Source organism: Streptomyces sp. NPDC093149 (genome assembly GCF_044754145.1).
Classification (GTDB): domain Bacteria; phylum Actinomycetota; class Actinomycetes; order Streptomycetales; family Streptomycetaceae; genus Streptomyces.
The window spans coordinates 477,030-490,158 of the sequence record NZ_JBIVON010000001.1 but is presented as its reverse complement, the minus strand read 5'-3'; the positions used below and the strand labels follow the sequence as shown (position 1 = coordinate 490,158).

Here is a 13,129-nt window from a genome sequence, read left to right as displayed (position 1 = left end):
CGGGTCCGGGGAGAGCCGGCCGGATCACAGGGATCCGGCCGGCCAACCCGTCAGACCTCTTCGACGCTGCTCGGCTCGCGCCGGGACAGGTCGATACCGAGCTCCTCCGCCGCGCGGAAGACGTCCTCGTCCGTGTCGCGCATCTCGATGGACATGCCGTCCGAGGACAGCACCTCCACGTTGAGGCAGAGCGACTGCATTTCCTTGATGAGCACCTTGAAGGACTCAGGGATGCCCGGCTCGGGGATGTTCTCGCCCTTGACGATGGCCTCGTAGACCTTGACGCGGCCGGTCACGTCGTCGGACTTGATCGTCAGGAGTTCCTGGAGGGCGTATGCGGCGCCGTATGCCTCAAGGGCCCACACCTCCATCTCACCGAAGCGCTGCCCACCGAACTGAGCCTTACCACCCAGCGGCTGCTGCGTGATCATGGAGTACGGGCCGGTCGAGCGCGCGTGGAGCTTGTCGTCGACCAGGTGGTGCAGCTTGAGGATGTACATGTACCCGACCGAGACCGGGTCCGGGAACGGCTCACCGGAGCGGCCGTCGAACAGCTGGGCCTTGCCGGAGGGCTGCACCAGCCGGTCGCCGTCGCGGTTCGGGATCGTGGCCTCGAAGAGACCGGAGATCTCGTCCTCGCGCGCACCGTCGAAGACGGGGGTGGCGACGTTGGTGCCGGGGGCGACCTGGTCGGCACCGATGGCCTGCAGGCGCTTGGCCCACTCGTCACCGAGGCCGGAGACGTCCCAGCCGCGGCTGGCGAGCCAGCCGAGGTGGATCTCCAGGACCTGTCCCGGGTTCATTCGGGACGGGACACCCAGGGGGTTGAGGATGATGTCGACCGGGGTGCCGTCCTCCAGGAACGGCATGTCCTCGATCGGGAGGATCTTCGAGATGACGCCCTTGTTGCCGTGACGGCCGGCGAGCTTGTCACCATCGGTGATCTTGCGCTTCTGCGCGACGTAGACGCGGACCAGCTGATTCACGCCCGGCGGCAGCTCGTCGCCCTCTTCGCGGTCGAAGACGCGGACGCCGATGACCTTGCCGATCTCACCGTGCGGCACCTTCAGCGAGGTGTCGCGCACCTCGCGCGCCTTCTCGCCGAAGATCGCGCGGAGCAGGCGCTCCTCGGGGGTCAGCTCGGTCTCACCCTTGGGCGTGACCTTGCCGACGAGGATGTCACCGGCGACGACCTCGGCACCGATACGGATGATGCCGCGCTCGTCGAGGTCGGCGAGGACCTCTTCGGAGACGTTCGGGATGTCCCGGGTGATCTCCTCGGGGCCGAGCTTGGTGTCACGGGCGTCGACCTCGTGCTCCTCGATGTGGATCGAGGAGAGGACGTCGTCCTGCACGAGGCGCTGCGACAGGATGATCGCGTCCTCGTAGTTGTGACCCTCCCACGGCATGAACGCCACGAGCAGGTTCTTGCCGAGGGCCATCTCACCGTTCTCGGTGGCCGGACCGTCGGCGAGGACCTGGTCGGCGACGACCCGGTCGCCCTCGGAGACGACAACCTTCTGGTTGACCGAGGTGCCCTGGTTGGAGCGCATGAACTTGGCGATGCGGTACGTGGTGTACGTGCCGTCGTCGTTGGTCACGGTGATGTAGTCCGCGGAGACCTCCTGGACCACACCGTCCTTCTCGGCCTTGAGCACGTCACCGGCGTCGGTGGCGCAGCGGTACTCCATGCCGGTGCCGACCAGCGGTGCCTCGGACTTGATCAGCGGCACCGCCTGGCGCATCATGTTCGCGCCCATGAGGGCACGGTTGGCGTCGTCGTGCTCCAGGAAGGGGATCATCGCGGTGGCGACGGACACCATCTGGCGCGGCGAGACGTCCATGTAGTCGACGTCGGCCGGCGGGACGTAGTCGACCTCGCCGCCACGACGGCGGACCAGCACGCGGGACTCGGCGAACCGGAGCTCGTCGTTCAGCGGCGCGTTGGCCTGCGCGATGACGAAGCGGTCCTCCTCGTCGGCGGTCAGGTAGTCGACCTCGTCGGTGACCTGGCCCTCGACGACCTTGCGGTACGGCGTCTCGATGAAGCCGAACGCGTTGATGCGACCGTACGAGGCCAGCGAACCGATCAGACCGATGTTCGGGCCTTCAGGCGTCTCGATCGGGCACATGCGGCCGTAGTGCGACGGGTGCACGTCACGGACCTCGAAGCCGGCCCGCTCACGGGAGAGACCACCCGGGCCCAGCGCGTTGAGACGACGCTTGTGCGTCAGGCCCGACAGCGGGTTGTTCTGGTCCATGAACTGGGACAGCTGGCTGGTGCCGAAGAACTCCTTGATGGAGGCGACGACCGGCCGGATGTTGATCAGGGTCTGGGGCGTGATCGCCTCGACGTCCTGGGTGGTCATGCGCTCGCGCACGACTCGCTCCATACGGGCGAGACCCGTACGGACCTGGTTCTGGATCAGCTCGCCGACGTTACGGATACGACGGTTGCCGAAGTGGTCGATGTCATCGGTCTCGACCATGATCGAGCGACCGGACTCGCCGACCGTCTCGGTCTCACCGGCGTGCAGCTTCACCAGGTACTTGATGGTGGCGATGACGTCGTCGGTGGTGAGAACCCCGGCGTCCAGCGGCTCGTTGGCGCCGAGCTTCTTGTTCACCTTGTAGCGGCCGACCTTCGCGAGGTCGTAGCGCTTCGGGTTGAAGTAGAGGTTCTCCAGCAGCGTCTGGGCGGCCTCGCGCGTGGGCGGCTCGCCCGGACGCAGCTTGCGGTAGATGTCGAGCAGCGCGTCGTCCTGGCCCTGGGTGTGGTCCTTCTCCAGGGTGGCGCGCATGGACTCGTACTCGCCGAACTCCTCCAGGATCTGCTCGGTCGTCCAACCGAGAGCCTTGAGCAGAACGGTCACGGACTGCTTGCGCTTGCGGTCGATGCGCACACCGACCATGTCGCGCTTGTCGATCTCCATCTCCAGCCAGGCACCCCGGGACGGGATGATCTTGGCGGAGAAGATGTCCTTGTCGGACGTCTTGTCGATGGAGGAGTCGAAGTAGACACCGGGCGAACGGACGAGCTGCGACACCACGACACGCTCGGTGCCGTTGATGACGAAGGTGCCCTTGTTCGTCATGAGCGGGAAGTCGCCCATGAAGACCGTCTGAGACTTGATCTCACCGGTCTCGTTGTTGGTGAACTCGGCCGTGACGAAGAGCGGGGCGGCGAACGTGAAGTCGCGCTCCTTGCACTCGTCGATCGAGTTCTTCGGGGGCTCGAAGCGGTGGTCGCGGAACGTAAGCGACATCGACCCGGAGAAGTCCTCGATCGGTGAAATCTCCTCGAAGATTTCCTCCAGGCCGGACTTGGTGGGGACGTCTTGTCCACTGTCCAGAGCAGCCTCGACGCGAGCCTTCCAGGCGGCATTGCCGAGGAGCCAGTCAAAGCTCTCGGTCTGCAGCGCGAGGAGGTTCGGAACCTCGAGGGGCTCCTTGATCTTTGCAAAGGAGATGCGCAGCGGGGCGGTGCTGGCACCGTTGTTCGTATTCGCGGTCGAGGCGTTGCGCGAGGCGGCCAAGAGGGGGTCCTTCCGAGGGCTCGGACTCACTACGCGCGTACCGGTCCCAAGCTGGACACGGAGACAGAAATCCCAGGTCAGAGACGTTCGGTCATCGATGCTCAAGCGTGGGCATGCCCCTGGTGACGGGCAGGAGGCAGCTAACAGGCAGCGCAAAGGGTCAGTGTAGCCAAACGGCACACTGATGTCCAGTCGGGGTTCTCAGAGACCCACGTAGCTCTCAACAGCTGTTCTCAACACCTATGACTAGCCCTTGCGCGCGGTGCGCTCTTCTTTACTGCCCGCTTCGCCCACGATCCATGCCTCGGATTCGAATCGATGTGACGACGCGTCCTGAGAATTGCGCGCCGCGTGCGGTTCGTCAAGGCCCCCCAGCCGGGACGAACGCCGCGAGGTCCTCACCCGGCCACCTTCCGGCATCCGCCGGCCGGCCCCGAGAGGCAACGGCGATGATCACCATACTCGTCGCCGCCGGAAGAGCAAGGCAGCCGCCGCGGGTACGACGAAGGGCGACCACCCGGATGGGTGATCGCCCTTCGTCGTTTGACGTCCGTGCCGCGCGGCACAGGCGGTCAGGAGGAGTCAGCAGACTCCCTGAGTCACTTGACCTCGACGGAAGCGCCGGCGGCCTTGAGGGACTCGGCAGCCTTCTCGGCGGCCTCCTTGGCGACCTTCTCGAGGACCGGCTTCGGGGTGCCGTCGACGAGGTCCTTGGCCTCCTTCAGACCCAGCGAGGTCAGCTCACGCACGACCTTGATGACCTGGATCTTCTTCTCGCCGGCGCCGGTGAGGATGACGTCGAACTCGTCCTGCTCCTCGGCGGCAGCGGCGTCGCCGCCACCCTGGGCCGGGCCGGCGGCAACGGCGACCGCAGCGGCGGCGGTGACGTCGAACTTCTCCTCGAAGGCCTTCACGAACTCGGAGAGCTCGATGAGGGTCATCTCTTCGAACTGCGCGAGCAGGTCGTCCTGGGACAGCTTCGCCATGATGGCGTCCTTCCACTAATTCGGCAGGTGCCGGAGTTACATGTAGGCGGGCGTACATTCGGCCCGCTGCGACCGTCGCCCTAGAGGGCGGCGATCATTGCGCGAGCCGAATTACTCGGCACCGCCCTGCTCGGCCTGCTTGGCACGAAGCGCCTCCGCGGTGCGGACGAACTTCGACGGGAGCGCCTGGAAGACCTGAGCAGCCTGAGTCTGCTTGCCCTTCATGGCGCCCGCCAGCTTGGCGAGCAGAACCTCGCGGGACTCGAGGTCCGCGAGCTTCTTGATCTCATCCGCGGTCAGTGCCTTACCGTCAAGGACACCGCCCTTGATGATGAGGTTCGGGTTCTCCTTGGCGAAGTCACGAAGACCCTTCGCCGACTCCACCGGGTCACCGGTGATGAAGGCAACCGCCGTCGGACCAGTGAACTGGTCGTCCAGCGAAGTGATCCCGGCCTCGTTGGCCGCAATCTTGGTCAGCGTGTTCTTCACCACGGCGTACTGGGCGTTCTCACCGAGCGAACGACGCAGCGTCTTGAGCTGCGCCACGGTGAGACCCCGGTACTCGGTCAGCACAGCGGCGTTCGAGCTGCGGAACTGGTCCGTCAGCTCGGCTACCGCGGCAGCCTTGTCGGGCCTTGCCATGAGCGTCGGCCTCCTTCCGGGTGATGAGGACCGCTCAGAAGGGGCCGGGAAAGACGAAACGCCCCGGCGCGGGCGCCAGGGCGTAGCTCGACCGAACGAGGTCCGGGAGCTTTCCACAGTCACCTGCGCAGGTCGCCCGTACTCAACGGATCCTTCGGTCGCTGTTCCCTCTTGCGAGAGCACAGCAACGACCAGCGGTCTTTGGCTTCTGTAGGAGGTTACGCGACCGGTGCCGCGTCGAGCAAATCCGTCCCGAAGCGGACGACGCGCCCGGGTCGTACGAGGGCTCAGGCTGCTGCGCCGCCGGCGCCCTTCATCATCTCGGCCAGGTCCATGGTCTCGGAGGCGGGCGGGGCCTTGACCGTCACGGGCTTGTTGAAGTCCACGAACGTGATGGTCAGGTCGAGCCGGCCCTTGTCGGTCGTGGACCGGGTGCGGAACTGCTTGGTGTGGTCGCTGCCGTCGATCCACATGTCCATCGAGAGCTTCTCGATGCCCATGTCCTCGTACTTCTTCAGTGCCTGTGTACGTCGCTCGCGGGTCTCCGCGTCCTCGTCCGCGAGGGACGCACGCACGTCGGCCAGGGTGACCGTGCCGGTGTAGTGCGTCGTCCGGACGCCGTCCACGGTGGCCGGCCCGACCTTCTTGAGGTCCCTGGCGGCGCTCATCGAGGCGGACTCCTCCGCGGGATTGCGGTCGGCCTGACTGGACAGACCACCCAGCGGGTCCTGCCCCGTGGACTTCTTGAGCTCGGCCATGTCCAGCTTGAGCCAGGACTTGCCGTCCATCTCGGCGGCCGCTTCCGCGCCACCGTTGATGTACATGGCATCGCCGGTGAGTCGCAGTTCGACCTCGCCGGTCTCCCCCGCGGAACCGCCCTTCATGTGCATCTGCATGGCCGGCGGCTTCATGGACATCGCCGCGGTCCCCTCCATGGTCTGCCCCTGGACCTCGCCGCTCATCCGGTACGTGAGCGACGTGATCCGGCGGCTGTTGTCGGCGGCCTTCCGCACGGCCGCGGCAGGTGTCACCTCGACCGGCTTCTGCCCCGCCCGCTCGCCGTTCTCGCCGACAGCGGCCGGGCCGCTCTTCTCTCCCGTACACGCCGCCGTTCCGCACAGCAGCACTCCGGCCAGAACAGCGACAGCGGTCCTTCTGTAAGTCGAACGCATGATCCCCCCACGGGACGTCAAAATATTAGTCAAGTCCCATGACCATATCGGCCGGCGCTGACAGCGCCGAGTCAATAAACGTGGCCGACACAACGACCGGGCCCCGCACCTTCCTCTTCCGAGGTGCGGGGCCCGGTCGTCGCGCCTGTCCGCGGCCGGCGGGCGTGCGTCGACGCGTGGAGCGGTCGGAGCGGAGGCTCAGGATGCTCCCGCGCCGCTCTTCTGCTGCTGCTTCACGAGATCGGTGAAGTCGACCGTGTCGCCGGCCGGGGGCTTCTCGACCGAGACCTTCGTGCCGTAGTCGCTGTAGTACACGGTCGAATTGAGCTCGCCGGTCTTCATCTGGCCGCGCTCGGACTTCTTGACCAGCAGATTGTTCTCGTCGACCCAGATGTCGACCGTCTCCGTGGTGATCCCGACGTCGCTCAGCTGCTTCTTCAGCTGAGCGAGCTGGTCGGCGTCCAGCGCGGAGTTCTTCGCGGTCAGTTCTGCGACGTTCACGGTGCCGGAGTAGTGCGTGGCGGAGACCCCGCGCACGTCCTCCTGGCCGACCTTCTTCACGTCACCGGAGGCCAGCAGGGACTGCACGCCCTGGTCGGGGGTGGTGTTCTGCATCTGCTGCTTCATCGCCTCGCCGGAGGCACCCGCGATCTTGGCGAGGTCGGCGTAGCCGTAGTTGATCCAGTGCTTGCCACCGGCCTGCCTGGCGAAGGCGTCGCCCATGTTGACGACGTAGCCGTCCTTGAAATAGCGGGCCTGCATGGTGCCCGTGCCACCGTTCTGCTTCATGGCGTCCGCCATGCTGCCGCCGGTGTACGTGATCTCCATGGCGCCGGTGAGACCGTCGGTCCAGTCGATGGTGCCGGTCTGCTTCATGGACATGGTGGTGCCCATCCGGGTGGTGCCCTCGACCTTCGCCGACTTCTCCCCGCCGGTCTTCTTCTGCACATCACGCAGCGCGGCTATCGGGTCGGCCTTCACGACGCCGCTGCCGCGGCTGTCGCCCTTGCCGCCGTCCGACCCCCCGCAGGCCGCGACCGACGTCAGCGCCGCTGCCGTTGCCACCGACAGACACACGCGTCGCACGGTACTGGTCCTCATGTCAGCTTCCACCCCTCGTTCGGCTCAGTCGGGTCCTCACGCTAACGCACAGCTCCGACACAGCCATCGGTTCCATACGGATACGAGGACGGGCCCCGCACCTCGAAAGGTTGCGGGGCCCGTCCATGTCACACGTGACGCGGCCTGATGCCGAGCGCGGGGGCTCAGACGGCGGCCGGGTCCTCCTCGACGAGGAGGTTGCGGGTGCGGTTGGCGTCCAGCGGGATGCCGGGGCCCATCGTGGTGGCCAGCGCGGCCTTCTTGATGTAGCGGCCCTTGGCGGCGGACGGCTTCAGACGGAGGACTTCCTCCAGCGCCGCGGCGTAGTTCTCGACCAGCTTCGTGTCATCGAAGGAGACCTTGCCGATGATGAAGTGCAGGTTCGAGTGCTTGTCGACGCGGAACTCGATCTTGCCGCCCTTGATGTCGTTGACAGCCTTCGCGACATCGGGGGTGACCGTACCGGTCTTCGGGTTCGGCATCAGACCACGCGGACCGAGCACGCGGCCGAGGCGGCCGACCTTGCCCATGAGGTCCGGGGTCGCGACGACGGCGTCGAAGTCCAGACGGCCCTTCGCCACCTCGTCGATGAGCTCGTCGGCGCCGACGATGTCGGCGCCCGCGGCTTCCGCGGCCGCAGCACGGTCACCGGTCGCGAAGACCAGGACCCGGGCGGTCTTGCCGGTGCCGTGCGGGAGGTTCACGGTGCCACGGACCATCTGGTCGGCCTTGCGCGGGTCGACACCCAGACGGAAGGCGACCTCGACAGTGCCGTCGAACTTGGTGGTCGCGGTCTCCTTGGCGAGACGGACGGCCTCAAGCGGGGCGTAGAGGCGCTCCCGGTCGATCTTGGCGTCCGCAGCCCGGAGGTTCTTGCTGCGCTTCACTTCTACTCCTGTGGTTTCAGGGTGTGGAGTCGTGGTGCGGGCCAGCGCTTGGCCCTACCACTGAGGACGTGAGGGGCTGAATCAGCCTTCGACCGTGATGCCCATGGAACGGGCGGTGCCAGCGATGATCTTCGACGCGGCGTCGAGGTCGTTGGCGTTCAGGTCGGGGAGCTTCGTCGTGGCGATCTCACGGACCTGGGCGGCCGTCAGCTTGGCGACCTTGGTCTTGTGGGGCTCGCCGGAGCCCTTCTCCACGCCCGCGGCCTTGAGGATCAGCTTCGCGGCCGGCGGAGTCTTGGTGACGAAGGTGAAGGAACGGTCCTCGTAGACCGTGATCTCCACCGGCACGACCATGCCACGCTGCGACTCGGTCGCGGCGTTGTAGGCCTTGCAGAACTCCATGATGTTGACGCCGTGCTGGCCGAGCGCGGGGCCGACCGGCGGGGCCGGGTTGGCCGCACCGGCGTTGATCTGGAGCTTGATAAGCCCCGTGACCTTCTTCTTCTTGGGAGGCATTGCTCTCTCCGGGTCCTAGTGAGAGTGTTTCGCCGCCTTCCGGTCATCCGGATGGAGGCATACCGCGCAACGATAACGGGTATAGCTGCGCGACCAAAAACCAAGCAGGTCAGACGGGCTTCTCAGCCGATCTGACCTGCTCGGTAGGCATGTGTCCGAAAACTGGCGGGAAGCCGCTAGTTCTTCTGGATCTGGTCGAAGCTGAGCTCGACCGGGGTCTCGCGGCCGAAGATCTCGACGAGACCCTTGACCTTCTTCGAGTCGGCGTTGATCTCGTTGATCGTCGCCTGCAGCGTCGCGAACGGGCCGTCGGTGACGGTGACCGAGTCGCCCACCTCGAAGTCGAGCACCTGCACCTCGACCTTGCGGGACGGAACCGGCTTGCCCTCGGCCTCGGCGGCTTCGCGGGCGGCCTTCTCCTCGGCCTCCGGGGCGAGCATCTTGACGATCTCGTCCAGCGTCAGCGGGTACGGGTCGTAGGCGTTGCCCACGAAGCCGGTGACACCCGGGGTGTTACGGACGACGCCCCAGGACTCGTTCGTCAGATCCATGCGCACCAGGACGTAACCCGGGAGCTTGTTCTGGCGGACGTTCTTGCGCTCGCCGTTCTTGATCTGGACGATCTCTTCCTCGGGCACTTCGGCCTGGTAGATGAACTCCTCGACGTTGAGCGAGACGGCACGCTGTTCGAGGTTGGCCTTCACGCGCTTCTCGTAACCGGCGTACGTGTGGATGACGTACCACTCGCCGGGAAGGCCGCGAAGCTCCTCGCGCAGGGCGGTGACGGCGTCGACCGGGGCGGCCAGCTCGGCCTCCTCCCCGGCTTCCTCGTCGGCCTCGGCGTGCTCGTCGTCGTCCTCGGAACCGGCATCGGCCTCGGCGGCCTCGTCGTCCTCGGTGTGCATGGCGGCCTGCTCGGCGGGCTCACCTGCGGCGGCGTCGGCAGCTTCGGCCTGGTCCGGCTCCTCGGCGTCCGCCGCCTCGACGATGTCGAGCTCGTCCTCGGCGGACTCGAAGGCGCCCGCCGTCGGCTCGACGGCGTCGTTCAGGTTCGGGTCAGACACGGTGGCTGCTTCTTCCTGGATACAAATGGGTGGAACATGCGAAAGGGGCGCCCATGAGGCGCCCTCCGCGGGATCAGCCGAAGACGTACTTGACGACCCGCTGGAATCCGAAGTCAATCACGGTCACCAGACCAATCATGACGACGACGAAGACAATCACCACCGAGGTGTACGTCGTCAGCTGGCTGCGAGTCGGCCAGACGACCTTGCGCAGCTCGGCGACAATTTGGCGGTAGAACAGCGCGAGGCGGCCCAGAGGACCCTTCTTACCGCGCTTGCCGCCCTTCCGGGTCTTCTTCTTCGACTCCGGTACTTCATCCTCGGCATCAGGCATGTCGATGGAGCCCACGGCGTCCGTCACGCTACTCACCTGATTCCGGGTCATGGCCGTGCCGCGCCCGGTGGAGCCGCACGGCGGTGCATTGAAGTACGTACATGCGCACACATCCTGGCGAAGGAGTGTGTAGCAGGGCCGGAGGGACTTGAACCCCCAACCGCTGGTTTTGGAGACCAGTGCTCTACCAATTGAGCTACGACCCTTTGTGGTTTCCACCAACCTACCGCATCTTCCCGGATGCCCGGGTGCGAGAACGGTGCGGCGGGTGAAGGCCAACGACAGGTGAGTGTACGTGTTCAGCGGCCCGGCGTCGAACAGATAGCTCCCGACCACTCCTGGTCACATGTTGTCCGCATGGTGTCCGAGTCCTGTCCGGTCCCTGAAACCCCTGCGCCGACAGGGATCACGGTCTGGGACCATGGGGGTCATGAGCGCTGCAACTTCTCCGTCCGAGCGCCGGGTCTCCGCCCGCATCGGTGCCATCTCCGAGTCCGCCACCCTCGCCGTCGACGCCAAGGCCAAGGCCCTCAAGGCCGCCGGCCGTCCGGTGATCGGTTTCGGGGCCGGTGAGCCCGACTTCCCGACCCCCGGCTACATCGTCGAGGCCGCGGTCGAGGCCTGCCGCAACCCCAAGTACCACCGCTACACCCCGGCGGGTGGGCTCCCGGAGCTCAAGGCCGCCATCGCGGAGAAGACGCTGCGCGACTCCGGCTACGAGGTCGACGCCTCCCAGATCCTGGTGACGAACGGCGGCAAGCAGGCCATCTACGAGGCGTTCGCCGCGATCCTCGACCCGGGCGACGAGGTCATCGTCCCGGCCCCGTACTGGACCACCTACCCCGAGTCGATCCGGCTGGCCGGCGGTGTCCCGGTGGAGGTCGTGGCCGACGAGACCACCGGTTACCGGGTCTCCGTCGAGCAGCTGGAGGCGGCGCGCACCGAGCGCACGAAGGTCGTCCTGTTCGTCTCCCCGTCGAACCCGACCGGCGCCGTGTACAGCGAGGCCGACGCCGAGGCGATCGGCCGCTGGGCCGTCGAGCACGGCCTGTGGGTGCTGACCGACGAGATCTACGAGCACCTCGTGTACGGCGACGCGAAGTTCACCTCGCTGCCCGCGATCGTGCCCGAGCTGCGCGACAAGTGCATCGTGGTCAACGGCGTCGCCAAGACGTACGCGATGACCGGCTGGCGGGTGGGCTGGATCGTCGGCCCGAAGGACGTCGTCAAGGCCGCGACCAACCTGCAGTCGCACGCCACGTCCAACGTCTCCAACGTGGCCCAGGTGGCCGCGCTGGCCGCGGTCTCCGGCAGCCTGGACGCGGTCGCCGAGATGCGGACCGCGTTCGACCGGCGCCGGCAGACCATCGTCCGGATGCTCAACGAGATCGACGGCGTGCTGTGCCCCGAGCCCGAGGGCGCGTTCTACGCCTACCCCTCAGTGAAGGAGCTGCTCGGCAAGGAGATCCGCGGCAAGCGCCCGGCCACCTCGGTCGAGCTGGCGGCGCTGATCCTGGACGAGGCCGAGGTCGCGGTCGTACCGGGAGAGGCCTTCGGCACGCCGGGCTACCTGCGGCTCTCGTACGCCCTGGGTGACGACGACCTCGTCGAGGGCGTCTCGCGGCTCCAGAAGCTGCTGGGCGAGGCCAAGGCCTGACGCGTCCTGATTCCAGTGGGCGACCCCCCGGCTCCGGCCGGGGGGTCGCTTTCTTGTTCGGTGGCCAACTCGATAGGAAAAGCGGCTACCGCTGGACCCCACGCGTGCGGCAGGATCTTGGAATGGAGCGTGATGTACGGCTGTTGCCCAAGGCCCACCTGCACCTGCATTTCACCGGGTCGATGCGGCCCACGACCCTGCTCGAACTCGCCGACAAGTACGGCGTGCATCTGCCGGAGGCCCTGACCGGCGGCGAACCGCCCAGGCTGCGGGCCACGGACGAGCGCGGGTGGTTCCGCTTCCAGCGGCTCTACGACATCGCCCGCTCGTGCCTGAGGTCCGCCGAGGACATCCAGCGGCTCGTGCGCGAGACGGCCCAGGAGGACGTCGCGGACGGCTCGGGCTGGCTGGAGATCCAGGTCGACCCCACTTCGTACGCCCCGCTGCTCGGCGGCCTGATCCCGGCGATCGAGATCATCCTGGACGCGGTGGACAGCGCGTCGCGGGAGACCGGTCTGCCGATCCGGGTGGTGATCGCGGCGAACCGGATGAAGCATCCGCTGGACGCCCGGACGCTGGCCCGGCTCGCCGTGCGGTACGCGGACCGGGGGGTGGTCGGATTCGGGCTCTCCAACGACGAGCGGCGCGGGATGGCCCGGGACTTCGACCGGGCCTTCGCCATCGCCCGCGACGGCGGGCTGCTGGCGGCCCCGCACGGTGGCGAACTGGCCGGTCCTTCGAGCGTGCGGGACTGTCTGGACGATCTCGACGCGGCCCGGATCGGGCACGGTGTACGGGCCGCAGAGGACCCGCGGCTGCTGCGCAGGCTGGCGGAGCGCGGGGTGACCTGCGAGGTGTGCCCGGCGTCGAACGTGGCACTGGGCGTCTACGAGAAGCCCGCCGACGTCCCCCTGCGCACCCTGTTCGAGGCCGGGGTGCCGATGGCCCTGGGCGCGGACGACCCACTGCTCTTCGGCTCCCGGCTGGCCGCGCAGTACGACCTCGTACGGCGCCACCACGCGTTCACGGACGACGAGCTGGCGGAACTGGCCCGGCAGTCGGTGCGGGGCTCCGCGGCCCCGGCCGCGGTCCGGACGGAACTCCTGACCGGCATCGACGACTGGCTTTCGAAGCCGGCGGGTGAATCCGTCCAGGGCTTCCCGACAGCGAGCCCGGCGTGATCGGCATGATCCGAACAAGCGGCCCTGGCGCCTCTGGTTCCGGTGCCGCGGCA

11 protein-coding genes and 1 tRNA gene are annotated in these 13,129 nt (G+C 67.1%); 2 read left to right on the top strand and 10 right to left on the bottom strand.

The window, feature by feature from the left end; genetic code table 11:
- Nucleotides 1-50: 50 nt before the first annotated feature.
- The 10 genes from rpoB to ACIQCZ_RS02365 all read right to left on the bottom strand — a co-directional run bounded on the left by rpoB (nt 51) and on the right by ACIQCZ_RS02365 (nt 10,444).
- Nucleotides 51-3,536 (bottom strand): DNA-directed RNA polymerase subunit beta, encoded by a 3,486-nt coding sequence (gene rpoB / locus ACIQCZ_RS02410; RefSeq protein WP_351078051.1) that lies wholly within the window; start codon nt 3,534-3,536, stop codon nt 51-53.
- A gap of 599 nt (nt 3,537-4,135) precedes the next feature.
- A complete protein-coding gene (gene rplL / locus ACIQCZ_RS02405) occupies nt 4,136-4,522 on the bottom strand; it encodes a 50S ribosomal protein L7/L12 (RefSeq protein ID WP_351078053.1) in 387 nt (128 codons plus the stop codon).
- Between the two features lie 111 nt (nt 4,523-4,633).
- On the bottom strand, nt 4,634-5,164 hold the full coding sequence (gene rplJ, locus ACIQCZ_RS02400) for a 50S ribosomal protein L10 (RefSeq protein WP_266415516.1): 531 nt from the start codon (nt 5,162-5,164) through the stop codon (nt 4,634-4,636).
- A gap of 287 nt (nt 5,165-5,451) precedes the next feature.
- Nucleotides 5,452-6,336: a DUF1396 domain-containing protein gene (locus tag ACIQCZ_RS02395; protein WP_402278903.1), complete on the bottom strand. Its 885-nt coding sequence runs from the start codon at nt 6,334-6,336 to the stop codon at nt 5,452-5,454.
- 198 nt (nt 6,337-6,534) lie between these two features.
- Nucleotides 6,535-7,437 carry a hypothetical protein gene (locus ACIQCZ_RS02390; RefSeq protein ID WP_402278901.1) on the bottom strand — a complete coding sequence of 301 codons (903 nt, stop codon included), beginning with the start codon at nt 7,435-7,437 and terminating at the stop codon, nt 6,535-6,537.
- Nucleotides 7,438-7,601: 164 nt separating this feature from the next.
- Entirely contained in the window at nt 7,602-8,324 is a 723-nt protein-coding gene (rplA, locus tag ACIQCZ_RS02385) for a 50S ribosomal protein L1 (RefSeq protein WP_093897228.1), read from the bottom strand.
- 81 nt (nt 8,325-8,405) lie between these two features.
- On the bottom strand, nt 8,406-8,840 hold the full coding sequence (rplK, locus tag ACIQCZ_RS02380; RefSeq protein ID WP_006126872.1) for a 50S ribosomal protein L11: 435 nt from the start codon (nt 8,838-8,840) through the stop codon (nt 8,406-8,408).
- 176 nt (nt 8,841-9,016) lie between these two features.
- Nucleotides 9,017-9,904, bottom strand: coding sequence for a transcription termination/antitermination protein NusG (nusG, locus tag ACIQCZ_RS02375; RefSeq protein WP_402278898.1), 888 nt, complete (start codon nt 9,902-9,904; stop codon nt 9,017-9,019).
- Nucleotides 9,905-9,977: 73 nt separating this feature from the next.
- Nucleotides 9,978-10,265, bottom strand: coding sequence for a preprotein translocase subunit SecE (secE, locus tag ACIQCZ_RS02370; RefSeq protein WP_351078063.1), 288 nt, complete (start codon nt 10,263-10,265; stop codon nt 9,978-9,980).
- A gap of 106 nt (nt 10,266-10,371) precedes the next feature.
- A tRNA-Trp gene (locus ACIQCZ_RS02365) sits at nt 10,372-10,444 on the bottom strand.
- Nucleotides 10,445-10,668: 224 nt separating this feature from the next.
- Here ACIQCZ_RS02365 and ACIQCZ_RS02360 point away from each other — a divergent pair.
- On the top strand, nt 10,669-11,895 hold the full coding sequence (locus tag ACIQCZ_RS02360) for a pyridoxal phosphate-dependent aminotransferase (protein ID WP_351078066.1): 1,227 nt from the start codon (nt 10,669-10,671) through the stop codon (nt 11,893-11,895).
- A 122-nt stretch (nt 11,896-12,017) separates the two neighbouring features.
- Nucleotides 12,018-13,076, top strand: coding sequence for an adenosine deaminase (locus ACIQCZ_RS02355; RefSeq protein WP_402278895.1), 1,059 nt, complete (start codon nt 12,018-12,020; stop codon nt 13,074-13,076).
- The last annotated feature ends 53 nt before the right edge of the window (nt 13,077-13,129 follow it).

Bases quoted from the DNA above. Each gene is read 5' to 3' on its own strand.
- rplK (WP_006126872.1), bottom strand. From the start codon at position 8,840: ATGCCTCCCAAGAAGAAGAAGGTCACGGGGCTTATCAAGCTCCAGATC.
- rplJ (WP_266415516.1), bottom strand. From the start codon at position 5,164: ATGGCAAGGCCCGACAAGGCTGCCGCGGTAGCCGAGCTGACGGACCAG.
- rplL (WP_351078053.1), bottom strand. From the start codon at position 4,522: ATGGCGAAGCTGTCCCAGGACGACCTGCTCGCGCAGTTCGAAGAGATG.
- ACIQCZ_RS02390 (WP_402278901.1), bottom strand. From the start codon at position 7,437: ATGAGGACCAGTACCGTGCGACGCGTGTGTCTGTCGGTGGCAACGGCA.
- ACIQCZ_RS02355 (WP_402278895.1), top strand. From the start codon at position 12,018: ATGGAGCGTGATGTACGGCTGTTGCCCAAGGCCCACCTGCACCTGCAT.
- ACIQCZ_RS02360 (WP_351078066.1), top strand. From the start codon at position 10,669: ATGAGCGCTGCAACTTCTCCGTCCGAGCGCCGGGTCTCCGCCCGCATC.
- ACIQCZ_RS02395 (WP_402278903.1), bottom strand. From the start codon at position 6,336: ATGCGTTCGACTTACAGAAGGACCGCTGTCGCTGTTCTGGCCGGAGTG.